The sequence below is a fragment of the Ruicaihuangia caeni genome (assembly GCF_029952955.1).
Lineage (GTDB): Bacteria > Actinomycetota > Actinomycetes > Actinomycetales > Microbacteriaceae > Ruicaihuangia > Ruicaihuangia caeni.
Window position 1 is genome coordinate 98,455 of sequence record NZ_JASATX010000005.1, and the last position, 22,709, is coordinate 121,163.

Here is a 22,709-nt window from a genome sequence, read left to right on the forward strand (position 1 = left end):
CGGGCGTGGACCGCCCAGAGAATGATGCGCGCCGACGCATCGCGCATGCGATCATGTGACCATGAGCACAGCCGCTTCAGACGATTCCTCAGGATCCCGATCTAGTGATCAGGATGCCTCGAAGCCCGAGGCGCCGAAGCGAGACCGCAGCTTGATGATCGTGCTGTCGATCATCGGAGCGCTCGTGCTGATTGCTCTCATCGTGGTCTTCACCCGCGGCGAGCCGCAAGATCTCGACGCTTCGACACCCGAGGGCGTGGTGCAGCGATACTCCGCTGCCGCCATCTCAGGCGATGAGGCCGAGGCGGCGATGTACTTGACCGAGAGCGCGCTGGAGCGCTGCGATGACTTCGGGGGCGAACCGCCGACCGACGGCATCCGCGTGAGGCTCGTCTCCACGACTGAGCGCCATTCGACAGCCGATGTCAAAGTCTCGATCGTGACCTCGTTCGAGAGCGGCCCGTTCGGCCCGTCTGAGTACGAGGTCGACGAGGTGTTCGACTTGACGAAGGTCGACGGCGAGTGGCTGATCGACTCGGCCCCCTGGCAACTCATGGCGTGCCCAGGGTCGGAGGTGCGCTGATGGCCGCGACTGAGCCGTACGCTCCGGCTTCAGTGACCGGTCGGGTGCAGGGCACCGTTCGCCGGATCATCGTCTACATCCTGCTGTTCGCCCTGGTGACCACCGCCGCGATCGGTCTGAGCGGCCTGCTCGCTCGACTACTCGGCGAACGCGACGTCATCGCGGGCGGCGATCCCTCCGGGCTCGCGCTGTCACTCGCCTTCACGCTGATCGCCGGCCCGCTCGCTGTGCTCCTTTGGGTGTTCACGTGGAAGCGCCTGGCCGAGCCGCAAGAGCGTTCATCGGTCGCGTGGGGGCTGTACCTCGCGGGCATGTCCACCGTCGCCCTGATCACCTCATCGACCGCGCTGCTCGATGCCGCGGCCTCGTCGCTCAGCGGGGATTGGCGCGGTGAACGGTTCGCCACGGGACTCGTGTGGGCGCTGGTGTGGGGCTGGCACCGTTGGATGCTGCGTCACCCCCTCAAGGGCGCGACGCGGCTGGCAGGGGTCGCCGACGTGATCGGCTTCGCCTTCGGCCTGAGCATCGCGATCGGGGCAGGCATCGCTGCCCTCGGCGGCCTGTTCGACCAGGTGATCCTCGGGTCGTCGGCCATGACCGTCGGTGACCCGTGGTGGCGCCCGGTGCTGCAGTCGGCGATCTGGGCGGCGGGCGGCGTCGTCATTTGGTGGTGGCATTGGCGACGCGCGGGTGCCGAGCGTCTCCGCACGACCTTCTCAGGCGTCGCCGTCATCGCCCTCGGGGTTCTCGTCGCCGGAGTGCTGGCCCTTGGCGGCGCTGCGCTCGTCTTGTTCGTGCTGCTGAGGCTCGCGTTCGATCACACCGATCCACTGCGAGTGTTGCTCGAACCACTCGGGCCGGCCATTGCGGCGGTCCTCATCGGCGCTCTGCTCTGGGTCTATCACCAAGCAGCCCTGGCAAGTCGATCGTCGGCTGCGCGGCACACCGCGGCGCTCATCGCCTCAGGCGTCGCGCTGGCGTTCGCGGCATCCGGAATCGGCGTGGTCGTCAACGCCACCCTGGGTGCGCTGACCCCGGTGCTCGCGGGCAGCGACACCCGCACGCTGTTGCTCGGCGGAATCAGCTCGCTCGTCGTCGGGGCTCCCACATGGTGGTTCTTCTGGCGAGGCGCAGATCCTGCGACACCCGGTCGCCGCGTGTACTTGATCGTCATCTTCGGCATCAGCGCAGTGGTCGCGCTCATCGCGCTGTTGGTGATCGGCTTCCGGATCTTCGAGTTCTTCTTCGACTCAGCGGTGCCCGCCAATCTGCTGGACCGCATCCGCGCGCCGTTCGGTCTGCTGCTCGCGACCGGACTCGTCGCCGGATATCACTTCACAGTCTGGCGGCGAACGCGGCCCGCGGTCTCGGAAGAGATCCCGGTGAGCCGCGCCATCGGCCACGTCACGCTGGTCACGGCGGGGGCATCGCGCGGCGAGGTCGAGGCCATCCGAGCAGCAACCGGAGCCGGCGTCACGGTCTGGAACCGGCTCGACTCACCCGAACCCGGCATCCTCGCCGACGCAACCCAGCTCGTGGCGGCCCTGGAAGGCGTCGTCGGCGAGCACGTGCTTGTGGTGGTCGGCGCCGACGCGTCTATCGAAGTCATCCCCGTGGCCACCCGCGTACGAAGCGACGAGCGCTGACGACAAGGGCCCGCGACGTCGCGGTCTCGACTGGCAACCGGTAGCGGTCGGTGCGGACATAGCCCGCACCGACCGCTACTCTGCGCCTGGGTCAGCCCGCTGGGTCCACCATCGCAACCGGCTCGCCCGTCTCCGCCTGCTCCGCGATGACGGCGCGCTCACGGGCGAGGTCCAAGGAGCGAGCAAGAACGATGTAGGCCACCGCGGATGCTGCGAGCCCAACGAATAGCGCCAGGTCTGCCCCTCCGAGCGCCTCGGCGATGGGCCCTACATACCAAGTGGTGACGACGAAGGGCACCATGGCCACGATGCCGATCGCATACGCCACGAGCGCACGCCATCCCCAACTGCCGTAGAGACCCGCCGGGGTGAAGATGTCGCGGATCGAGTAGTGCCCCTTCCTCACGAAGAAGTAGTCGACGAGGTTGACCGAGGTCCACGGCACGAGCACATAGAGCAAGATCACCAGGAAGCTGCCGAAGTTGTCGAGGAACTCGCCCGTACTCAGGAGCGACCCGACGAAGGCCGAGGCCGCGATCACACTGCTTGCCACCACGCGTGCCCTTCGGGTCGGCTTCAGTGGTCGTACGGAATCGACAATGGTGATCAGCTCGAGAGCCGCGGCATAGATGTTCACGGTGATGACAGCGATCAGCGCCGGCAGCGCCGCGAGCAGAAGCCAGTAGCCAGCTCCCGGCAGGATCGCGTCTGCGGCATCGCGGACGCCTTCGAGCGGCGCCGAGTTGGTGAAGAGTGCGGCGATGAACGCGCCGAGCCCCATGAGCCATGTCGCCCCGACGAATACCCCGCCGTAGGTGTAGAACACAGCACGTGCAGGCTTGGTGTCCGCAGGCAGGTAGCGCGAGTAGTCCGAGACGTATGGGGCCCAGCCGAGCGCATAGGCCGCCGCGCCACCAAACTGCACGAGGAAGCCGGTGAGGTTCGACCCCTCGAAGGAGAGCTGGGCTGCGTCGAGACGGAAGGTAGCCAGCGCGGCTACGGTGAACACTCCAAACGTCAGGAGGAAGAGCAGCGTGAGCCACTTCTGGGTCGTATGGATCCAGTGATATCCGAAGATCGCGAGCACGAGCGCCACGCCGCTGATGAGGAAGTACCACAGGCCGTCAGCCTCGACCCCAGTGGTCATGGTGAGAGCTTCCGCTCCAAGCATCTGGTTGAACATGTTGAAGCCGACCAGGCTGAACACCACGATCGCGCAGATGAAGATCACGCCCCGGTAGCCGAACTGCGCTCGGGATTGAATCATCTGCGGGAGACCCAACTGCGGCCCCTGCGCCGAGTGGAACGCCGTGAAGATTGTGCCAACAGCGACGCCCAGGATGATCGCCGTCACGGACGAGAGCAGTGTGGCACCGAGAGCCGCCCCGAGCATTCCAGTCGCGAGCGTCGTAACGTTCGCATTCGACATGAACCACAGCGGGAACAGCGACCACGGCTTTCCAGTGCGCTCGCTCATCGGTACCCAGTCGATGGATCGGGTTTCGATCGCGGCAGTGACCGGAGCCACTTGCTCAACCGACGGCATCTTCTCGTTCATCTCGCTCCTGCGGTGGACAATCGCGGCACACTTCTTCGTTGCGGCACGCGGTGTGTCTGGTCAGCCGCTCAAGCGAGCGGCTCTGAATGCCCGACCGTATTCGACTCGTACTGGTAGGCACAAGCCGATGCATTCCTATGGTTGCCAGCGGGTTTACCTATGCCGTTCCGAGGTGTGGTCAGGGACTGACCGCCTCTCCGGCTTGATGGGGAGCCAAGAGCATCGACGTTGCGAGACGGACAAGCTCTTCGGTCACGGGCGACAGCGTGGCATTGGCTCGCTTGACGAGGGCAATGGTGTCGTAGAGCGGCTCTTCCATCGGGGCCGTGTGCACTTCATCGGAGGGAAAGGCGGCACCGAGAGTAACTGCTTTGGAGACGATGGTGTCGCCGATCCCCCGGGCCACCAGCCCGAGTGCCGATTCAACGTTCTCGACTTCAATCAGAGGATCGAGCCGGAGTCCGTGAAGCTGCGCACGCTCCGCCAACTGGCGTCGGGTGGGATCGTTCCACCCGTAGTGAGCGTCGTACAAGATCAACTCGCGTTCCGCGATCCGCTCCATCGACATGGGCGCTGCACACCGACTCTTGTCCGCACTGACCCACAGCACCTCGTCGCGAAGCAGCGGCGTGACGTCGAGCCCATCATCGTTGATCGGGAGCACCACCAATCCGGCCTCGAGCTCACCCGAGCGAACGCCTTCGGCGACTTCGAAGGAGTTCTGGCCGATGAGCCTCGTGCGCACGCCGGGATAGTCACGGTGGAAGCGTTCCGCGAGGTCAGCGAGGAAGTAGTACGCAGCGTTTCGGAGCACGCCGAGCGAGGCGACTCCGCCTGTGAGCCCGCGGAGCGCAAGCAGCGACTCGTGCGCGCCGTCCACCCCATCGACGACGCGCTGGGCCCACGGCAAGAGTTGCTCTCCGGCCGGGGTCAACACCAGACGTCGACCGCCTCGGGCGAACAGCATGAGACCCTGCTCCGTCTCGAGCTTCCGCACGAGTTCGGAGATCGTTGGCTGCGTTGCGCCCAATTCGCGCGCCGCCGCGGTGAACGAGCCGAGACGAGCAGCTAGGAAGAAGGCGCGAAGCTGGGCGATTGTCATAGGCTGATCCTATGAGATTCCAAGGTTGTGCTGGTCTTGTACGAGGTCTTCGCGGTACCTAGACTCACGGAATGCGCTACACACCCGCCGTCCTGCAGGCCCTCCAGGGGTCCTTCGTCCACCTGAAGACGCCTCACGTCAGCGCGCCGGCAGCCCAGCGCGATCCGGCCGTCATCGCCAAGGTCTCGGAAATGCTGAGCACCATCGAACGTCAAGGCTTCGACGCCGTGCTCCGCTATGCCGCAGAACTGGACCGTTGGACCTCCCGGGACGTCGAACTGGAACCCGAGATCATCGCGTCCAGTGGAAGCCGGCTCCCGTCTGATCTTCGCGACGCGATTGAGCTCGGCTCGCAGCGCACGCGCGACTTCGCTGCTCAGCAGCGCAGCGCTCTGACCGATTTCGAGACAGAACTCGCCCCGGGCTTGTTCGCGGGCGCGAGATACATACCAGTCAAGCGCGTCGGTGCCTACCTGCCAGCTGGCCGCTTTCCTCTGACCGCCAGCGCGTTCATGACCGTTGGCGTGGCGAAGACGGCCGGTGTTCCGACCGTGATCGCGTGCACCCCGCCACAACCGGACGGCTCCGCCAACGACGCGGTGCTCTACGCCGCTCACCTTTCAGGTGTCGATCGAGTGTTCGTCTTGGGAGGTGTACAGGCGCTCGCCGCAATGGCATTCGGCCTGCTGGGTGATCTCCCAGTCGACATGCTGGTCGGCGCGGGCAACGCATATGTGGCTGAGGCGAAGCGACAGCTTTTCGGCACGGTCGCGATCGACCTCCTGGCTGGCCCATCAGAAGTCGCCGTGATCGCAGACGAGACTGCCGATGCGGCACTCGTGGCGGCTGACCTGCTGGGGCAGGCCGAGCACGGGCCGAACTCGCCGGCAGCCCTCATATCGACCTCTGAGTCACTCGGTCGCGAAGTCATCGCCGAGATCGACCGGCAGTTGTCCACACTCGCTACCGCTGACATCGCCGGAGCTGCGTGGCGCGACTACGGATCCGTCACTATCGCGAACAACCGTGAGATCGCTGCCACGCTGATGGATGACCTTGCTCCCGAGCACCTCGAGGTGCATACCTCGGACGACGACTGGTACCACGACCGTCTCTCGAACTATGGCTCGATCTTCCTCGGGCCATGGAGCACGGTTGCATACTCCGACAAGGGAATGGCCGGCACGAACCACGTGCTTCCCACCGCCGGCGGCGCGAAGCACAGCGCGGGTCTTTCCGTGTCGCGTTTCCTGAAGCCGTTGACGTACCAGCGCATCTCGCCCGAGGCGACGCACTTGCTCGCGCCCGCGGTGCGAACTATTTCGGATTCAGAAGGGATGGCCGCGCACAGCGCGACCGCCGCGATGCGCCTGCAACGCCTGCGCGAGCCGGCGTCGGTAGACCGATGACCGCCGACGTTTTGCCGAACGTGCGCGTTCGTTGCCATGAACTCGCCCCTCGGGTGGGCGACCTTCGGTCCAATCTGGCGATGATCGATGAGGCCATCGCCAGAGCTAGCGCGGCCGATGTCGACTTGCTTGTGCTCCCGGAGCTTGCGACGAGCGGCTACTACTTGCGAGATGCCGAAGAAGTGCACTCTGTCGCGATGACTGCGCATGACCCGGCGTTCGCGCGCTGGAGTGCAGCAGCAGGGAAGATGGCCGTGGTCGTCGGTTTCGCCGAGTCAGACGGCGAGACGATCTACAACTCCGCGGCCGTAGTGAACGGCGGCGGAGTATTGACGGTCTATCGCAAGACGCACCTCTGGGGTGTAGAGCACGAGTCCTTTACGCCCGGCAGTGCGCCACCACCGGTCGTCGACACAGCTTTCGGGAGGCTCGGCATCCTGATCTGCTACGACATGGAGTTCCCGGAGTTGCCCCGGATGCTGGCATTGCAGGGCGCCGACATCATCGCCGTGCCCACCAACTGGCCACCGGTACCTCGCCCAAACGGCGAGCACCCTCCCGAAGTGATCCAAGCGATGGCGTCAGCTCGCTCGTCTCGAGTCGCAATCGCGTGCTGCGACCGCAGCGGGGTCGAGCGGGGAAACGATTGGACCCGGGGCAGCACCGTGATCGGGGCCGACGGGTGGCCAGCGGGCGAACGGGTGTCGGACGACTGCATCGACGCCAAGATCGCGATCGATCGCGACCGCCGAATCAGCGACTACAACGATGCGCTGGGAGACAGACGCCCTCAGCTGTACCGACTCTGACACCAGTTATCGCCGCGTCGATCTCGCGGCGATGACTGTGGGACTAGCGGGCGTACGCCTCGTGCAGCGCGCGCACCGCGTCGGCGAATGCCGCGACCGGGCCCGTAGTCGGCACACTCGGCGCGACCGCGCTGATCGGCAGCGCCGCGACGGGTGAGGGCGCAGCGCCGAGGGCCGCTCGCCACTCGCCAAGCTGGGCGGTACTCGTGGCGAAGACGATGCGGCCGAGTCCCACCCAGGCGTGAGCAGCGCTGCACATCGCACAGTGCTCCCCCGACGTGTAGACGACGGCTGTCGCGCGTTGCTCGGGAGTCAGATTGGCCGCGGCCCACCGCGCGATCTCGAACTCCGGATGCCGTGTGCGATCGCCGCCCGAGATCCGGTTGCGGTCTTCGAAGAGCACTGCGCCTTCGGCATCCGTCAGCACCGAACCGAACGGCTCGTCACCGTACTCGAGCGCCTCCCGCGCCAGTTCGACACAGCGCGACAGCATCAGCGACTCGTGGTAGGAGACGTCGTCGAACTTGATATCAGGCATCCGCTGACCACCCCTCAAATTGATCGACGGGGGCAGCGATCGCCACCCCCGTCGAATTCTCACTGTCGAACGAGCACGCGCCCATCCGAAGACCGAAGCGCCTAGAAGTCCCAGTCCTCGTCTTCGGTGTTCTCGGCCTTGCCGATGACGTACGACGAACCGGAGCCCGAGAAGAAGTCATGGTTCTCGTCGGCGTTCGGGGAGAGCGCCGAGAGGATCGCCGGGTTCACATCGGTGACGGTCTTCGGGAACATGGGCTCGTAGCCGAGGTTCATGAGGGCCTTGTTCGCGTTGTAGTGCAGGAACTTCTTGACGTCTTCGGTGAGACCGACCTCGTCGTACAGGTCTTGCGTGTACTTGACCTCGTTCTCGTACAGGTCGTACAGCAGGCTGAACGTGTAGTCCTTCAGTTCCTCGCGCTTCGCCTCGTCGACCTGCTCGAGCCCGCGCTGGTACTTGTACCCGACGTAGTAGCCGTGCACGGCCTCGTCGCGGATGATCAGGCGGATGAGGTCGGCCGTGTTCGTGAGCTTGGCGTGCGCCGACCAGTACATGGGCAGGTAGAAGCCCGAGTAGAACAGGAACGACTCGAGGATGGTCGAGGCGACCTTGCGCTTGTGCGGGTCATCGCCACGGTAGTAGTCCATGATGATGTTCGCCTTGCGCTGCAGCGCATCGTTCTCGAGCGACCAGCGGAACGCCGCGTCGATCTCAGGCGTCGACGCGAGGGTCGAGAAGATCGACGAGTAGCTCTTCGCGTGCACCGACTCCATGAAGGCGATGTTGGTGTACACCGCTTCCTCGTGAGGGGTCAGCGCATCGGGGATGAGGCTGACCGCGCCGACGGTGCCCTGAATGGTGTCGAGCAGCGTCAGCCCGGTGAATACCCGCATGGTCATCTTCTTCTCGGCCTCGTTGAGCGTCGCCCACGACTGCACGTCGTTCGAGAGCGGCACCTTCTCGGGCAGCCAGAAGTTGGCCGTGAGGCGGTCCCACACCTCGAGGTCCTTGTCATCCTGGATGCGGTTCCAGTTGATCGCGTTGACGTGGCTGATCAGCCGCACCTTGCCCTGGTGAGCCGGGTCGTTGGCCGCCGCGTTGACCTTGTCAGTCATAGTCATGATCTGTCCTGTGTTCTCAGTACGTCTGGTTCAGTACGTCGTATCGGATGCGCCGTGATGGGCTGGTCGGATGCTGCAGCTCAGAGCATGCAGGAGACGCAGCCCTCCACCTCGGTGCCCTCGAGCGCCATCTGACGCATGCGGATGTAGTAGATCGTCTTGATGCCCTTGCGCCAGGCGTAGATCTGGGCCTTGTTGATGTCGCGCGTGGTCGCGGTGTCCTTGAAGAACAGCGTCAGCGACAGACCCTGATCGACATGCTGCGTGGCCGCGGCGTAGGTGTCGATGATCTTCTCGTAGCCGATCTCGTACGCGTCCTGGTAGTACTCCAGGTTGTCGTTCGTCATGAACGGCGCCGGGTAGTAGACGCGGCCGATCTTGCCTTCCTTGCGGATCTCGATCTTCGACGCGATCGGGTGGATCGACGAAGTCGAGTTGTTGATGTACGAGATGGAACCGGTCGGCGGCACGGCCTGCAGGTTCTGGTTGTAGATGCCGTACTGCTGGATCGACGCCTTCAGCTCACGCCAGTCGTCCTGCGTGGGAAGCTTCGCGCTCGAGTTCGCGAAGAGCTCACGCACCCGCTCCGTGGCCGGCTCCCAGACCTGGTCGATGTACTTGTCGAAGAACTCGCCGCTGGCGTACTTCGAGTCCTCGAAGCCCTCGAACGCGACCCCTCGTTCCTTCGCGATGGTGTTCGACGCCTTCAGCGCGTGGAACAGCACCGTGTAGAAGTACATGTTCGTGAAGTCGATGCCCTCTTCCGAACCGTAGAAGATGCGCTCGCGCGCGAGGTAGCCGTGCAGGTTCATCTGGCCGAGCCCGATGGCGTGCGACTTGTCATTGCCGTCTTCGATCGACCGCACCGATGAGATGTGGCTCTGGTCCGACACCGCGGTCAGTCCGCGGATGGCGGTCTCGACCGTGCGGGCGAAGTCGGGCGAGTCCATCGACAGCGCGATGTTCATCGAGCCGAGGTTGCAGGAGATGTCCTTGCCGATCTGGTCATAGGACAGGTCGACGTTGTACGTGGTCGGCGAGTTGACCTGCAGGATCTCCGAGCACAGGTTCGACATGTTGATGCGACCCTTGATCGGGTTCGCACGGTTCACCGTGTCCTCGAACATGATGTACGGGTAACCGGACTCGAACTGGATCTCGGCGAGCGTCTGGAAGAAGTCGCGAGCGTTGATCTTCGTCTTCTTGATGCGCGCATCATCGACCATCTCGCGGTACTTCTCGGAAACCGAGATGTCGCCGAAGGGCACGCCGTACACCTTCTCGACGTCGTATGGCGAGAAGAGGTACATGTCTTCGTTGTTCTTCGCCAGCTCGAACGTGATGTCGGGGATCACCACACCCAGCGAGAGGGTCTTGATGCGGATCTTCTCGTCGGCGTTCTCGCGCTTCGTGTCGAGGAAGCGAAGGATGTCGGGGTGGTGCGCCGAGAGGTACACCGCGCCCGCGCCCTGTCGCGCACCGAGCTGGTTCGCGTAGCTGAACGAGTCTTCGAGCAGCTTCATGACGGGGATGATGCCGCTGGACTGGTTCTCGATCTGCTTGATCGGCGCACCCGCCTCGCGGATGTTCGAGAGCAGCAGCGCCACGCCGCCGCCGCGCTTCGACAGCTGCAGCGAGGAGTTGATGCCGCGGGCGATCGACTCCATGTTGTCTTCGATGCGCAGCAGGAAGCAGCTCACGAGCTCGCCGCGCTGCGCCTTGCCCGTGTTGAGGAAGGTCGGCGTGGCCGGCTGGAAGCGGCCCTCGATGATCTCGTCGACGAGGTTATGCGCCATCTGCTCGTCGCCCTCTGCGAGGCCGAGAGCCGTCATGACGACGCGGTCTTCGAAGCGCTCGAGATAACGCTTTCCGTCGAAGGTCTTCAGCGTGTACGAGGTGTAGTACTTGAACGCACCGAGGAAGGTCTTGAACCGGAACTTCTTCGAGTACGCGAAGTCATAGAGCTTCTCGATGAACTCGAACGAGTAGCGGTCGAGCACCGCCTTCTCGTAGTACTCGTTCTCGACCAGGTAGTCGAGCTTCTCCTTGAGCGAGTGGAAGAAGACCGTGTTCTGGTTGACGTGCTGCAGGAAGTACTGCTTCGCCGCCTCCCGGTCCTTGTCGAACTGGATCTTGCCGTCGATGTCGTAGAGGTTGAGCATCGCGTTCAGTGCGTGGTAGTCGAGCCCGTCGACCTTCGCGGGAGCGGACACTACCGGGAGGTCTGCAACTGCTGTTTCCAAAATTCATCCAATCCAGCGTTGACTGCGTCGATGTCGTCGGGGGTGCCGAACAACTCGACTCGGTACAGAAGCGGCACATGGCACTTCGCCGCGACGATGTCACCGGCAAGGCAGAAGGCTGCTCCGAAGTTGGTGTTGCCGGCGGCGATCACGCCGCGAATCAGTGACCGGTTGTGCTCATCGTTGAGGAATCTGATCACCTGTTTGGGAACCGCGCCGCGCTGGTGCCCTCCGCCATAGGTCGGAAGCACCAGCACATAGGGCTCGGTCACCGTGAGCGGCTCATCAGAAGGCATGAGGGGGATGCGCACGGCATCCCGCCCCAGTGCCCTGACGAATCGCTCGGTGTTGCCTGAGACGCTTGAGAAGTAGACCAGCTCGGCCAACTCGTGCGCCCTTTTCGCGTTATGCCAGGCGAGCGGCCAGCTCGTTGATCTTGTCGGGGCGGAAGCCTGACCAGTGGTCGTCTTCGGTGATGACCACGGGAGCCTGCATGTAGCCGAGCGACTTCACCGCTTCGAGGGCGTGCTCGTCGGTCGAGACGTCGAGCACTTCATACTCGATGCCCTTGCTGTCGAGCGCACGGTATGTTGCAGTGCACTGCACGCACGACGGCTTGGTGTAGACGGTGATCGCCATTCGTTTCTCCCCTTGTTGTTTCAACGACTCTGCGTTTCTGCGGTCCGCGTGGGCCTTCTCGGCCTGCCCCTGCTGATGCTCGTAGCGGAGCATCTCCCCCGGTTTTCGTGTGATTCCGAGCCGGCCCGCATAGGGCCCTCTCGACGTAATCAATACTACATGTAGTGGCTCTCATTTGACCCCATCACTACATGCAGTAATTACAACTATGTGATTATGCACAGCTTGTCCACAGGCCTCTGAACAGGAAACGCCGCGTTTCCCCCACCTTTCTCCCCACATCCTGTGGGGAACCACCGACATCTCGATGTCCTGCGTGAAGAAGCCAACGGATCGCGGGTCAGAGCTCTGCGAATCTGCCCCTCCGGCGTGTCGCGTTCCGCTTCTAGACTGAGCAATCGTGAGCTATCGCGAAGTGTTGAGCACGCCGGGAGTGGCCCGGCTGATCGCCTCGCAGCTCACAGCGCGCTTCCCAGCAGGAATGATCGCGCTCGCCTATCTGCTGCACGTCGAGCGCGTGCACGACTCGTACGGTGCAGCCGGCCTGGTGCTGGCCGCGACGAGTGTCGGCCAGGCGATCGCGGGTCCGCTCACGAGCCGCTGGATGGGGCGATGGGGCATCCGTCCCGTCGTCGCCCTCACCATGGTGGTCTCGCTCGCCTCATATCTCGTGATCGCCCTGATGGTGCTGCCAGTCACGGCGTACATGCTGGTCGGGTTCATCGGCGGCCTCAGCACTCCCCCGATCCAATCCGCGGTGCGCACCATCTACCCGAAGATGGTGAACTCGAGGCAACTGACGCCGCTGTTCTCGCTCGACGCCTCGGCGCAGGAGATCATCTGGGTCATCGGTCCTGTCGTCACCACGTTCATCGCGGTGCAGGTGTCGACCGTTGTGGCGATTCTGGTCGCGGGAGTGTTCCTGGTCGGCGGCACGATCTGGTTCCTCACCTCGCCGGTCGTCGGTCGAGTGCGGATTCCGCGAGCCCGCCGGGCCATCGGCAAGGTGCTCGCGAGACGGCCCGTGCTGCTCGCGACCATCGTCGGCTTCCTACTCATCGCTTCGGCGGCGGGCGTCGAAGCCGGCGTGGTGGCGGTATACGGCCATGGTGGCCCGCAAGCGGGCATCATTCTGGCGATCTGGTCGATCGGCTCTGTATTCGGCGGCTTGGCATTCGGGCACTTGCCCATCGGGCCGTGGGCGCTCGCCAGGCGCATGCTGCTGGTGTTCGTCGGTGTGGCCCTTGCCGCGCTCATTCTCGACTTCTGGTGGCTGGCGGTCATGCTGCTCATCTCGGGCTTCGGCATGGCGCCTGCCCTCGCGGTGATGTTCGCCATCGTGTCGTCGAGCGTGAAGTTCAGCGACACCGCCGAAGCGTACGGCTGGGTCGGCACCGGCCAGCTCATCGGGGCGGCGATCGGCTCTGCGTTCGCCGGGTTCATGATCGATGCGCAAGGCCCTCAGGGGGCGTTCATCGTCGGCGCAGCGTTCGCCCTGCTCGGGGTGCTCTTCCCGGTGATCTTCGTGCGCTGGCACCCGGACCTCCGTGGCAGGGATGCCGGTCCGATCCCGGACACTGAGCCGGTGCCGGTCCAGCCGAGTTGAACGGACGCCGTTCCCCGTTGTGATGATCGCGGCCCGAGTGGCGCGTCTGGCGATCAGCCGATCGCCGTGGCGACGACCCGCGCCATGCGCTTTCGGATGACGTGGTCGACCGCGTCGACGCGATGCGTCTCGACATGGCGCATCTGCTCGACGATACGGAGCCCGGCGGGCGTGAGGAATGGGTCGAGCGTGCCGTACACGATATGGATGGGTGCATCCACGGCCGCTATGTCGGCCACTGCGGTCTGCGATTCGATCACGTGCTCGAGAGAGCGCACGAACGCGGTCCAGTTCTGCTCGGTCACTTCGAGCACGTTCTTGATCGGTGTGAGCCGGCCGAGTGCCGCCGCCGCACGCATGGTGAACTGCTTGTTCGTGCGAAGGAACTCGTACGCACGCATGTAGCCGCCCATCGCTGCCCGCTCGAGCGGGTCGGGCACGGCATCCGGGGTCAGGTAGATCGGCGGAGCGACCAGCACCAGACGCGACACGTTCCGCTTGCGGGTCGCGGCGTACCTTGCCGCAATAAGGCAGCCGAGCGAGTGGCCGACCAAGACGAACGGCTCATCCAAGTGCAGCTCGCGAATCGTGCGATCGAGCGAGGCGACGTGCTCCTCGATCGTGTACTGAGCCTCTGCAGGTGCGGGCGAACCGCCGAACCCCAGCAAGTCGATGCTAATGACCCGATGGTCGTCAGCGATGAGGGGCACGACGAACTCGAAGGTGACCGACGATGATGCGATTCCGTGCACCAGGATCACCGGCGGACCGGTGCCGCGATCGCCCGCGACGTGCAGCAGCGGTGCTCGCCGCTGCAGCATCCAGTGGGCGAACAAGCTCATGTGCGCACAGTATCGCAGGGTCCCGACGTGCCCGAGCGGCGGGGGACGACGAACTGCCGCCGCAGAACGTTGGGTGGTGGCACACCGCCCCGCGCCTCTACCGTGACGGTATGAGAAGAACCGCTGCTGCAGCCGCGCTGCTCTTCGCAGCGCTCACCCTGACAGCCTGCACGGCTCCGTCAGGCACGGTGGCCCCGACCGACATGGAGGCCCCGGTTCCCTCCGCTCCCGACTTCCCTGGGGAAGACGGCGGCGGCGAGGCCGGTTCCGACTCTGATCTGCCCGCACAACCGGCGCCCGACGCGGCCGACCGCGAGATCATCACGACAGGAACCATGACCGTGGTCGTCGAAGACCCTGAGCGCGCGGCATCCTACGCCACTGACATCGTCACGGATGCCGGAGGCCGCGTCGACGCGCGAACCGAACGCGCCGCGGTGCCCGGCTCGCCGGCAAGCGCGACGCTGAGCCTTCGGGTTCCCGCCTCGAAGCTCGACTCGGTGCTCGACGACCTCAAATCGCTCGGCGAGGCGCGCGACGTGTCGCTGTCGAGCGAAGACGTGACTCTCGTGACACGCGATCTCGACGCGCGCATCACCGCCCTCGAGGCTTCTGTCGACCGGCTGCTCGCGATGCTCGAGGGCACCACCGACACGAAGACGCTCATCGAGGTGGAGACAGCGCTGTCGCAAAGGCAGTCGGAGCTCGAGAGCATGCAGGCGCAGCGACGGTACTACAGCGATCAGGTCTCGCTCTCGACCATACGACTCTCGTTGATCGCACCATCGGAGTCGGATCCGACCCGACCTGACGACTTCTGGTCGGGGCTGGTGACCGGATGGAACGCGCTGGTCGCATTCTTCTCGGCGGTCCTTGTCGCCCTTGGCGTCGCCCTGCCGTGGCTGCTGCTCCTCGCGCTGATCGCGCTGATCGTGCTGCTGATCGTGCGCTCGGCACTCAGGCGGAACGGTCGCGCCGGTGCGCGGTCCCCGGTCGCTCCCGAGGCCGCCGCACAGGTGCCCGCAGTGCAGGCGCCCGCTGAGCAGGCACCGCCGGCCGGCTCAGAGCCCGAGTCGCGCGCGGGCGACTGAGGCGCGCCGGCATCCTGCCTTCGACCCGCTGAGCAGGACGCCGCTCCCAGTACGACTCCGACGAGCAGCACCGCCGATACGATTGGCGGTCGGGACCTTCGCTCGAGGTCCGCACTGCTGCTTCCTCGTCGATAGGCACGCCCATCTCTCGCTCTGCCCGCACGCACCTCATGGATCTCGCGCCGCTGCGAGAGAGTCCGGCGTTCGCCCGCTTGTGGGTGGGGAATGCGATCGCGGGCATCGGCAGCCAGATGACGGTCGTGGCGGTCGGCCTGCACATCTACGAGTTGACCGGGTCGACGTTCGCGGTGGGCATGGTCGGCACGGTGGCGCTGGTGCCCATGATCATCGCGGGCCTCTACGGCGGCATGCTCGCCGATGCGATGGATCGGCGACGTCTCGCACTCATCGGCGCGATCGTCGCGTGGCTCTCGACAGCCGGCATCGCCGCCGCCGCGTGGTTCGAGACCACAGAGATCTGGCCGTTCTATGTGCTCACCGCACTCACCTCAGTGGCCGCAACGGTCATCGGAACGGTTCGCCAGGCGATCCTTCCGCGGCTGCTGCCCGCGCGTCTGCTCCCCGCAGCATCCGCGCTGCAGGGCGCATCGTTCGGGGTGATGGTGACCGTCGGCCCGGCGCTCGCGGGTGTGCTCGTGGCCACCGCAGGCTTCGCCTGGACCTACACCGTCGACGTGCTGCTCTTCACTGCGGCCTTCGCAGGAATCGTGACGCTGCCCGCGGTCGTGCCCGAGGGCGCGAGGCACAAGCCCGGGCTCGAGTCGATCCGCGAGGGGCTGCGCTTCCTGCGGCATGCACCGAACATTCGCATGTCGTTCATCGTCGACATCATCGCCATGACATTCGGCCGACCCCACGCGCTGTTCCCTGCGGTGGGGGTGCTCGCCATCGGCGGAGGAGCGGTCACCGTCGGCGTGCTCACCGCAGCCGGGGCCGTGGGCGCGCTGCTGTCGAGTCTCGTCTCCGGCCGACTGGGAACGATCCGACGCCATGGCATTGCGATCGGGTGGGCGATCACCGGGTACGGCGCGAGCATCGCGGGATTCGGCGTCGTGGTTGCGATCGCGGTGATGCAGGGCGGTGCGCCTCGCGGCGGAGGAGTCGACGCAGCGGCGCTGGTCGCGGCATCCGTGATGATGGCGCTCGCAGGGGCAACGGACAACGTCAGCGCGATCTTCCGCACAACGATGCTGCAGACCGCGGTGCCCGACAATATGCGGGGCCGGCTCCAGGGCATCTTCACGGTGGTCGTCGCCGGCGGCCCCCGCGTGGGCGATCTCTACATCGGTGTGCTGACGACGCTCACTGTGCTGTGGTTCCCACCGCTGCTCGGCGGCCTCCTGATCATCGCGCTGATCGCTCTCGCGATGCGGTTGCAGCCGACGTTCCGGCACTACGACGCCGTCGACCCTCGCCCCTGAGCCAGAGGCACTCGCAAGCACGTCGGATGCGGCAAACTCCCGGCATCCTCCCCCTGGAAAAGCCCTACCCCTCAACGGAAGGTGGATTGACACCCATCCACAAGACAGAGGGAGAAGATCGTGGCCTCGATCATCGAGCACGAACCGCCGTACACGGTCGGGTATTTCGTGGGAAGCCTGTCAAGCACGTCGATCAATCGACGGCTCTCGAAAGCGCTCATCAAGGTGGCACCGCGGGAGCTCGAGTTCCACGAGATCCCGATTCGCGAACTGCCGCTGTACAGCCAGGATTACGACGCCGACTACCCGCCCGTGGCTCGCGAGTTCAAGCAGGCGATCTCCAAGTCAGACGCGATTCTCTTTGTCACGCCCGAGTACAACCGCGCGATCCCGGGTGGTCTGAAGAATGCCATCGACTGGGCGAGCCGGCCATGGGGTGAGAACGCGCTGGCACGCAAGCCCTCGGCCATCATCGGCGCGTCTCCCGGCCTCATCGGAACCGCTGTGGCGCAGCAGAACCTGAAGAGCGTGCTGTCGTTCTGCGATTCGCCGCAGATGAACGCGCCTGAGGCGTACATTCACATGACCGAGGGGCTGATCACCGACGACGGCGAGATCACGAACGAGGGCACCGAGGCATTCCTCAGGGGGTTCATGGAGTCGTTCTACGATTTCATCGTGCGCGTACTGACCGTTGTGCCGCGCGGTTGAGGGCGGGCGTTCGAGCAGGCCAGCGCCGTCACGTCGCGCAGCGCCCGTTACGGTGATGCGGTGAGCGATTCGAGCGCGATACTCCCGGATGCCGCCGACCGGCGCAGCAACTACGAACGGATGCTGGCCGGCGATCACTACATCGCCGACGAGCCGGCGTTCGCGGAGGCCACGCAGCGGGCGATCACCCTCACGAGGCGCTACGCGGAGGAGTTCGTGTCGGATGCCGTGCGAGCAAGGGAGACGCTCGCGTCGCTGCTCGGTGCACTCGGCGAGGGGGCCCAGATCCGGCCGCCGCTGTATGTGGACTACGGCAGCAGGCTCTTCGTGGGTGCCGGCACCTTCGCGAACTACAACCTCACCGCGCTCGATGTGGCGCCGATCACCATCGGCGAGCGGTGTCAGCTCGGTCCGAGCGTGCAGTTGCTGACGCCCACGCATCCGCTCGACCCGGCGGTGCGCGCCGCCGGGTGGGAATCGGCCGAGCCGATCACCATCGGGGACAACGTCTGGATCGGGGGCGGCGCGATCGTGCTGGCCGGCGTCACGATCGGCGACAACTCGGTGATCGGTGCGGGGTCGGTGGTCACGCGCGACATTCCTGCGAACGTCGTCGCTGTAGGAAGCCCAGCTCGAGTGGTGCGGTCGCTCTAGGCGCTCACTGATTGGGCTGTGACGCCTTGCACTGAGTGCGTGTTGAGCGCGGCGTTCTGAGTACGGCGTGCTGGGCGCCGGCGCTCTGAGCCCGACCAGGCAGCACCGCCGACGTCACCCCTGCGCCGCGTGGCGCGCGAACGGGTCGCGCTTGGCATCCGAGCGGCGCCGCACCTCGCGCTTCAGCTTCGCGAGATCCTCGTCGACCAGGCGTCGAACTCGGGCGGGGCGCTCCGCTTCGTAGTCGTCGTTCCACGCCACGATCCCCGCCACTGAGTCGAGCACGGTGTTCAGTGCGGCCCGCACGTCGCGCCAAGCGTCGGCCCTCGCCTGCTCGATCACGTCGCGAAGCGCTTCCTCGTCGTCGGCGCGTTCCCGCAGTGTCTCGGCGAGCTTGCGCGACGATCGCGCGCGGAGCGCGAGCGGCCGCACGTCATCGACGCGATAGTCGTGCGCGTGGCGCGCGTCGCCCTCGCGAAGCTTCGCCTTGCTGACCGCCTCTTCGATGCGGTCGGCCGCGAACTCCGACTCACTCGCCATCTCGAGATACTGCTCGCGCGCGACCGGCAGGAACCGATCGATATCGAAGTGGTCGCCGCCCTGGATCGTGTCGACGATGATGCGGTTCTTGACCGCCATGCGGGTTGCGTACTCGGCCAGCAGTAAGCCGTCCTCGAACGCCGTCTCGAGGGTGGGAAGCTCGGGCTCGGGCAGATTCCGGGTGTCATAGGGCTTGAACAGCCGGTTGCGCTTCAACCGCCGACGCCACGGGAACCAGGCCACCGCCACTCCCTTCTGCTCACGATCCCTCCCATTGTCGCGCGGATCTCGGATGACGGCATGCAGCCTCGCGCGGCATGGATGTCGGCACGCCGCATCCCACGATTCGCGAGGCTGATCGCCGCGGGAGCGCATGGCGGACAATGGACGCATGGCCGGGTGGACGTTGCGAGGAGGCGTGGGCGCCCACGTCGACACCGAGATCGAAGTGCGCCGAAGCCGATTCATCACGCGGCTGGAGCGCGTCGACACCGAGGAAGCCGCCCGCGACGCGATCCAGCGGGTGCGAAAGCGCTACCCCGATGCAAGACACCACTGCACCGCGTTCGTGGTCGGTGCCGACCAGACCAACCAGGTGCGACGCTCCAACGACGACGGCGAGCCATCGGGCACGGCAGGAGCGCCGATGCTCGACACGCTCACCGGCGCCGCGCTGGTCGACTGCGTCGCCGTGGTCACACGGTACTTCGGCGGCGTGCTCCTGGGCACGGGCGGCCTGACACGGGCGTACTCGGATGCCGTGAGCTCAGCCATCGAACAGGCGAGCACCGCGCCGGGCTTCGTGCGGCGAGTGCTGCGCTCGCGCTTCGCACTGGAACTGCCTCACGCCGATGCCGGACGGGTCGAAGCGGAGTTGCGCTCCCGCGACATCGACGTGCTGGGCGCGCAGTATGGAGCCGCAGTCACGCTGAGCCTTGCGGGAGACGAGGACGAGCTCGCCTCGCTGGTGGCGGCCGCGACGGGCGGCGGCGGCATCCTCGTTCCTCAAGGGAACGAATGGGTCGACGAAGAGGGTGGAGATTGAGGCTTGCGCATCACAGGCTAATGGCATTAGCCTCTGGGCTATGACCAACACTCCAGCCCTGCAGCGACTCGAAACGGCCGGCGGCAGCATCGCGTATCAAGTCGAGGGCGAAGGCCCCCTCGTCGTGTGCGTGCCAGGCATGGCCGACCTGCGCTCGAGCTACCGCCACCTCACGCCTCAATTGGTCGCGGCCGGCTACCGGGTCGCGACCGTCGACCTCAGGGGGCACGGTGACAGCGACACCACCTTCGAGAGCTACGACGACGAGGCGAACGCGGCAGACGTGGCCGCACTCATCGACCGGCTCGGCGGGCCCGCCCTCATCGTCGGCAACTCCATGGGCGCGGCGATCGGTGCACTCGTGGCTGCTCAGCGCCCCGAGTCGGTCTCGGCGCTCGCCCTGCTGGGACCGTTCGTGCGCGATGGCAAGGTGAGCGCAGCCACCAAGGCGGTCATGCGGTTCTTCACCCGCCCTTCCTTCGTCGCAGCCACCTGGAAGAGTTACTACCCCAAGCTCAACGCCGGCGCGAAGCCGAGCGACTTCGCCACCTACGCGGCGGCGGTGATCAACGGCATCCGTCGTCCTGGTCATGCCCGGGCGATCTCGCAGACCATGCTCACGAGTCACGCACCGGCCGAGGCGGCGCTCCCCCGGGTCAAGACGCCGACGCTCGTCGTCATGGGAGACCTCGACCCTGATTTCGCCTCCCCGCACGAAGAGGCCACGTGGGTCGCCGACGCCCTGCGCGGAGACGTCGCCATGATCCCGGATGCCGGCCACTACCCGCACTCACAGCGCCCCGACCTCGTGGGGCCACTGCTCGTCGAGTTCGCAAATCGCGTCACCGACCATGCCTAGGGCGGGACTCACCCGGCAACGCGTCGTCGACGCTGCCCAAGATCTGGCCGACGAACTGGGCCTCGAGCGCATCACCCTTGCCGCGCTTGCCGCGCGCCTCTCGGTGCGAGTCCCCAGCCTGTACAAGCACGTCGACGGGCTCGACGCACTGCACCGCGCCATCGAGGCGCAGGCGAAGGGCCAACTCGCCGACGCACTGTCTGCCTCCGCGGTCGGGGTGGCGCGTGGTGATGCGCTGCGCGCCCTCGCCAACGCGTACCGCAACTGGGCGCGCCGGCATCCCGGCCGGTACTCGGCGACACTGCGCGCTGCAGACGCCGATGACGCCGCAGCCGTCGACGCGGGCGCGCGCGCCGTCGAGATCGTGATCGGCGCGCTCAGCGGGTACGGGCTCACCGGCGACGACGCGATCGACGCCGTTCGCGCAGTGCGGGCTTCTCTGCACGGCTTCGTCGCCCTCGAAGCGGCCGGTGGATTCGGGATGCCGCACGACGTCGACCGCAGCTTCGAACGGCTCGTCGCGGGGCTCGACGACATGCTCGACCAGTGGGGTGCGCGAGCGAGCCGCTAGGACGATCGCGAGTGAGGGTACGCGGCGCGTGCGCCCGGGTCCGCTCGACGACCGCGCTCTGCGCCGCCCTCAGCTGCCGCGTGCCGAGCGGCTCAGCCGATGGTGGTAACGTAGATCTCCGTTCAAGGGCCTATGGCGCAGTTGGTAGCGCGCCTCGTTCGCAACGAGGAGGTCAGGGGTTCGAATCCCCTTAGGTCCACCGTGTGATGAGTCGGGACATAGGTCTCGGCTGAGTCGCGACATGTGTCACGTTCAAGAGCCCGGCCATCGGCCGGGCTCTTGTTGTTGGTTGCGCCAGTAGCTTCGGGTCGGGTCGATGGTGTGGGTGCTGAGGATCTCGCCGGTGTCGAGGTGGATCACGGTGGCGCTGGTTTCGTCGATGAGGGCCAGGACGCGTTTGCCTCGGTGGGCGGCGCCGATTCCGAGGTGGTGCATGCGGGCGGCTCGGCGCAGGCTCATCTTGCCGTTGCTGCCGACGTGGTCGTAGCGGATTCGGAAGTGGCCCTCGCGAGGTGAAGCGGGGCGGGCATTAGGGGTGGCGCGGTATCGATCGCCGGGAGTGCGTCGGTCGTTCCCGCGATGGGGACGGCGTTCATTGTAGTGGTCGCGGAATCGGTCGAGCTGGGCTTGGAGTTCGCGCAGCGTGTCAGGGGCCGGTTGTGCGGCCAGCCAGCGTTTGAGGGTCTGGTGGAAGCGTTCGATCTTCCCCTGTGTCTGCGGGTGGCCGGGCGAGCCGTTCTTCTGGCGAACACCCAGGACGGGCAAGAGGTATTCGAAGGCGTTGCGTCCTCCTCCGAACCGGGCCGTGTAGACGCGGCCGTTGTCGGTCAGGGTCGAGGCGGGGACGCCGTGCTGTTCGGTCGCGGTGAGGAATGTGGCGACCACAAGGTCCCCGGTGACTGGCCGGTGGGCGGTGCAGGACAGCAGGAATCGGGAGTGGTCATCGAGCCAGTTCAGAATCTCGATATCGGTGCCGTCCGCGAGCCGCCAGTGGGTGAAGTCCGATTGCCAGGTCTCGTTCGGTTGCGCCGCCTCGAACCGGGTGTAGGAGGACTTCGGTCGCTTCCGCGGTTCAGGGGTGATCAGATTCGCGCCGTGCAGGATCCGCCGGATCGTCGAGGTTGACGGGGCACGCAGCTGCTCACGTTCCAGGTGCCACGCGATCGTCATCGGGCCGGCATCCAGGCCTTGGCCGGTCAGCGCCACCCGCAGTTCGATGACCCGTGCCCGCACCGACTCCGGTGTCGACGCGGAGTTACTGAATCGCCCCGGGTTTCGTGGAGGGTCTGATTCCCCGAGAGGATGATGGCCATGCCAGCACTGAAGAAGTATCCGCAGGAGTTGCGGGAGCGAGCGATGCGGCTCGTGGAAGAAGCCCGGAAAGAGGATCCGGAGCTGTCGATGCATGCGGCAGTGACTCGGATCGGGCAGCGCACTGGGGTGAACGCTGACACGCTGCGCGGCTGGATGAAGCAGGCCGCGATCGACGCCGGTGAGCGTCCCGGGATGAGCACCGCAGATGCGAAGCGGGTCAAGGAGCTTGAGGCCGAGGTGCGCGAGCTGAAGCGTGCGAACGAGATCCTGCTGGCGGCGTCGAGTTTCTTCGCGCGGGAGCTCGACCCACGTTTGCCGTGGTAGTCGCCTTCGTCGACGATCACCGGGACCGGTTCGGGGTCGAGCCGATCTGCCGCGTGCTCACC

At 65.7% G+C, this 22,709-nt stretch carries 22 protein-coding genes, 1 tRNA gene and 1 pseudogene; 14 read left to right on the plus strand and 10 right to left on the minus strand.

The features are described 5' to 3' along the window. Positions 1 to 61: 61 nt before the first annotated feature. Both QF206_RS11415 and QF206_RS11420 read left to right on the plus strand, forming a co-directional pair. Positions 62 to 583, plus strand: a complete 522-nt coding sequence (locus QF206_RS11415; RefSeq protein ID WP_281489365.1) for an LpqB family beta-propeller domain-containing protein — start codon at positions 62 to 64, stop codon at positions 581 to 583. Then, positions 583 to 2,229, plus strand: a complete 1,647-nt coding sequence (locus QF206_RS11420; RefSeq protein WP_281489366.1) for a DUF5671 domain-containing protein — start codon at positions 583 to 585, stop codon at positions 2,227 to 2,229. The genes QF206_RS11415 and QF206_RS11420 overlap by 1 nt, the downstream gene beginning before the upstream one ends. Positions 2,230 to 2,320: 91 nt before the next feature. On the opposite strand, the gene QF206_RS11425 is transcribed toward QF206_RS11420, so the two are convergent. Together QF206_RS11425 and QF206_RS11430 are read right to left on the minus strand one after the other, a co-directional pair. Next, entirely contained in the window at positions 2,321 to 3,787 is a 1,467-nt protein-coding gene (locus QF206_RS11425) for a purine-cytosine permease family protein (RefSeq protein WP_281489367.1), read from the minus strand. Between the two features lie 178 nt (positions 3,788 to 3,965). Beyond that, positions 3,966 to 4,889, minus strand: a complete 924-nt coding sequence (locus QF206_RS11430) for a LysR family transcriptional regulator (protein ID WP_281489368.1) — start codon at positions 4,887 to 4,889, stop codon at positions 3,966 to 3,968. 71 nt (positions 4,890 to 4,960) lie between these two features. Between QF206_RS11430 and hisD the strand changes: the two genes are divergently transcribed. Together hisD and QF206_RS11440 are read left to right on the plus strand one after the other, a co-directional pair. Beyond that, positions 4,961 to 6,298, plus strand: a complete 1,338-nt coding sequence (gene hisD / locus QF206_RS11435; protein ID WP_281489369.1) for a histidinol dehydrogenase — start codon at positions 4,961 to 4,963, stop codon at positions 6,296 to 6,298. After that, positions 6,295 to 7,107, plus strand: a complete 813-nt coding sequence (locus tag QF206_RS11440) for a nitrilase-related carbon-nitrogen hydrolase (protein WP_281489370.1) — start codon at positions 6,295 to 6,297, stop codon at positions 7,105 to 7,107. The genes hisD and QF206_RS11440 overlap by 4 nt, the downstream gene beginning before the upstream one ends. Positions 7,108 to 7,150: 43 nt before the next feature. Here the strand turns inward: QF206_RS11440 and QF206_RS11445 are convergent, their stop codons facing one another. The 5 genes from QF206_RS11445 to nrdH all read right to left on the minus strand — a co-directional run bounded on the left by QF206_RS11445 (position 7,151) and on the right by nrdH (position 11,648). Beyond that, complete coding sequence (locus QF206_RS11445; RefSeq protein WP_281489371.1) at positions 7,151 to 7,645, minus strand: nucleoside deaminase; 495 nt, start codon at positions 7,643 to 7,645, stop codon at positions 7,151 to 7,153. A 101-nt stretch (positions 7,646 to 7,746) separates the two neighbouring features. Continuing rightward, positions 7,747 to 8,760: a class 1b ribonucleoside-diphosphate reductase subunit beta gene (gene nrdF / locus QF206_RS11450; protein ID WP_281489387.1), complete on the minus strand. Its 1,014-nt coding sequence runs from the start codon at positions 8,758 to 8,760 to the stop codon at positions 7,747 to 7,749. A gap of 86 nt (positions 8,761 to 8,846) precedes the next feature. Next, positions 8,847 to 11,009: a class 1b ribonucleoside-diphosphate reductase subunit alpha gene (gene nrdE / locus QF206_RS11455; RefSeq protein WP_422785390.1), complete on the minus strand. Its 2,163-nt coding sequence runs from the start codon at positions 11,007 to 11,009 to the stop codon at positions 8,847 to 8,849. Then, the gene (gene nrdI / locus QF206_RS11460) at positions 10,979 to 11,395 is read right to left on the minus strand and encodes a class Ib ribonucleoside-diphosphate reductase assembly flavoprotein NrdI (protein ID WP_281489373.1); all 417 of its coding nucleotides are present in this window, start codon (positions 11,393 to 11,395) and stop codon (positions 10,979 to 10,981) included. The genes nrdE and nrdI overlap by 31 nt, the downstream gene beginning before the upstream one ends. A 19-nt stretch (positions 11,396 to 11,414) precedes the next feature. Next, complete coding sequence (gene nrdH, locus QF206_RS11465) at positions 11,415 to 11,648, minus strand: glutaredoxin-like protein NrdH (protein ID WP_281489374.1); 234 nt, start codon at positions 11,646 to 11,648, stop codon at positions 11,415 to 11,417. Positions 11,649 to 12,045: 397 nt separating this feature from the next. On the opposite strand from nrdH, the gene QF206_RS11470 reads away from it, so the two are divergent. Further along, positions 12,046 to 13,254: an MFS transporter gene (locus tag QF206_RS11470; protein ID WP_281489388.1), complete on the plus strand. Its 1,209-nt coding sequence runs from the start codon at positions 12,046 to 12,048 to the stop codon at positions 13,252 to 13,254. Positions 13,255 to 13,307: 53 nt separating this feature from the next. Here QF206_RS11470 and QF206_RS11475 read toward each other — a convergent pair whose 3' ends face one another. After that, positions 13,308 to 14,096, minus strand: a complete 789-nt coding sequence (locus QF206_RS11475) for an alpha/beta fold hydrolase (protein WP_281489375.1) — start codon at positions 14,094 to 14,096, stop codon at positions 13,308 to 13,310. A gap of 110 nt (positions 14,097 to 14,206) precedes the next feature. Here QF206_RS11475 and QF206_RS11480 point away from each other — a divergent pair, with 110 nt between their 5' ends. The 4 genes from QF206_RS11480 (at position 14,207) to QF206_RS11495 (ending at position 17,994) form a co-directional block, all read left to right on the plus strand. Next, positions 14,207 to 15,187: a DUF4349 domain-containing protein gene (locus QF206_RS11480; protein WP_281489376.1), complete on the plus strand. Its 981-nt coding sequence runs from the start codon at positions 14,207 to 14,209 to the stop codon at positions 15,185 to 15,187. 170 nt (positions 15,188 to 15,357) lie between these two features. Further along, complete coding sequence (locus QF206_RS11485; RefSeq protein ID WP_281489377.1) at positions 15,358 to 16,629, plus strand: MFS transporter; 1,272 nt, start codon at positions 15,358 to 15,360, stop codon at positions 16,627 to 16,629. 120 nt (positions 16,630 to 16,749) lie between these two features. Continuing rightward, positions 16,750 to 17,340 (plus strand): NADPH-dependent FMN reductase, encoded by a 591-nt coding sequence (locus tag QF206_RS11490; RefSeq protein WP_422785391.1) that lies wholly within the window; start codon positions 16,750 to 16,752, stop codon positions 17,338 to 17,340. A gap of 120 nt (positions 17,341 to 17,460) precedes the next feature. Further along, on the plus strand, positions 17,461 to 17,994 hold the full coding sequence (locus tag QF206_RS11495; protein ID WP_281489390.1) for a sugar O-acetyltransferase: 534 nt from the start codon (positions 17,461 to 17,463) through the stop codon (positions 17,992 to 17,994). 114 nt (positions 17,995 to 18,108) lie between these two features. Here the strand turns inward: QF206_RS11495 and QF206_RS11500 are convergent, their stop codons facing one another. Further along, positions 18,109 to 18,777, minus strand: coding sequence for a hypothetical protein (locus QF206_RS11500; RefSeq protein ID WP_281489378.1), 669 nt, complete (start codon positions 18,775 to 18,777; stop codon positions 18,109 to 18,111). Between the two features lie 148 nt (positions 18,778 to 18,925). Between QF206_RS11500 and QF206_RS11505 the strand changes: the two genes are divergently transcribed. The 4 genes from QF206_RS11505 (at position 18,926) to QF206_RS11520 (ending at position 21,208) form a co-directional block, all read left to right on the plus strand. After that, positions 18,926 to 19,579, plus strand: coding sequence for an IMPACT family protein (locus QF206_RS11505; protein WP_281489379.1), 654 nt, complete (start codon positions 18,926 to 18,928; stop codon positions 19,577 to 19,579). Positions 19,580 to 19,619: 40 nt separating this feature from the next. Continuing rightward, the gene (locus QF206_RS11510; protein WP_281489380.1) at positions 19,620 to 20,438 is read left to right on the plus strand and encodes an alpha/beta fold hydrolase; all 819 of its coding nucleotides are present in this window, start codon (positions 19,620 to 19,622) and stop codon (positions 20,436 to 20,438) included. After that, the gene (locus QF206_RS11515) at positions 20,431 to 21,009 is read left to right on the plus strand and encodes a TetR/AcrR family transcriptional regulator (RefSeq protein ID WP_281489381.1); all 579 of its coding nucleotides are present in this window, start codon (positions 20,431 to 20,433) and stop codon (positions 21,007 to 21,009) included. The genes QF206_RS11510 and QF206_RS11515 overlap by 8 nt, the downstream gene beginning before the upstream one ends. Positions 21,010 to 21,135: 126 nt before the next feature. Further along, positions 21,136 to 21,208, plus strand: a tRNA-Ala gene (locus QF206_RS11520). 53 nt (positions 21,209 to 21,261) lie between these two features. Here the strand turns inward: QF206_RS11520 and QF206_RS11525 are convergent. Next, positions 21,262 to 22,290: pseudogene (locus QF206_RS11525) on the minus strand (integrase core domain-containing protein); the annotation flags it as partial. A 30-nt stretch (positions 22,291 to 22,320) separates the two neighbouring features. On the opposite strand from QF206_RS11525, the gene QF206_RS11530 reads away from it, so the two are divergent. Continuing rightward, positions 22,321 to 22,647: a transposase gene (locus tag QF206_RS11530; RefSeq protein WP_281489383.1), complete on the plus strand. Its 327-nt coding sequence runs from the start codon at positions 22,321 to 22,323 to the stop codon at positions 22,645 to 22,647. Positions 22,648 to 22,709: the final 62 nt, after the last annotated feature.

Coding starts and splice junctions, on each gene's coding strand:
- QF206_RS11440 (WP_281489370.1), top strand. CDS start 6,295: ATGACCGCCGACGTTTTGCCGAACGTGCGCGTTCGTTGCCATGAACTC.
- QF206_RS11480 (WP_281489376.1), top strand. CDS start 14,207: ATGAGAAGAACCGCTGCTGCAGCCGCGCTGCTCTTCGCAGCGCTCACC.
- QF206_RS11510 (WP_281489380.1), top strand. CDS start 19,620: ATGACCAACACTCCAGCCCTGCAGCGACTCGAAACGGCCGGCGGCAGC.
- nrdH (WP_281489374.1), bottom strand. CDS start 11,648: ATGGCGATCACCGTCTACACCAAGCCGTCGTGCGTGCAGTGCACTGCA.
- QF206_RS11515 (WP_281489381.1), top strand. CDS start 20,431: ATGCCTAGGGCGGGACTCACCCGGCAACGCGTCGTCGACGCTGCCCAA.
- QF206_RS11425 (WP_281489367.1), bottom strand. CDS start 3,787: ATGAACGAGAAGATGCCGTCGGTTGAGCAAGTGGCTCCGGTCACTGCC.
- QF206_RS11475 (WP_281489375.1), bottom strand. CDS start 14,096: ATGAGCTTGTTCGCCCACTGGATGCTGCAGCGGCGAGCACCGCTGCTG.
- QF206_RS11430 (WP_281489368.1), bottom strand. CDS start 4,889: ATGACAATCGCCCAGCTTCGCGCCTTCTTCCTAGCTGCTCGTCTCGGC.
- QF206_RS11485 (WP_281489377.1), top strand. CDS start 15,358: ATGGATCTCGCGCCGCTGCGAGAGAGTCCGGCGTTCGCCCGCTTGTGG.
- QF206_RS11530 (WP_281489383.1), top strand. CDS start 22,321: ATGCCAGCACTGAAGAAGTATCCGCAGGAGTTGCGGGAGCGAGCGATG.
- QF206_RS11495 (WP_281489390.1), top strand. CDS start 17,461: ATGCTGGCCGGCGATCACTACATCGCCGACGAGCCGGCGTTCGCGGAG.
- hisD (WP_281489369.1), top strand. CDS start 4,961: ATGCGCTACACACCCGCCGTCCTGCAGGCCCTCCAGGGGTCCTTCGTC.
- QF206_RS11505 (WP_281489379.1), top strand. CDS start 18,926: ATGGCCGGGTGGACGTTGCGAGGAGGCGTGGGCGCCCACGTCGACACC.
- nrdF (WP_281489387.1), bottom strand. CDS start 8,760: ATGACTGACAAGGTCAACGCGGCGGCCAACGACCCGGCTCACCAGGGC.
- QF206_RS11415 (WP_281489365.1), top strand. CDS start 62: ATGAGCACAGCCGCTTCAGACGATTCCTCAGGATCCCGATCTAGTGAT.
- QF206_RS11445 (WP_281489371.1), bottom strand. CDS start 7,645: ATGCCTGATATCAAGTTCGACGACGTCTCCTACCACGAGTCGCTGATG.
- QF206_RS11420 (WP_281489366.1), top strand. CDS start 583: ATGGCCGCGACTGAGCCGTACGCTCCGGCTTCAGTGACCGGTCGGGTG.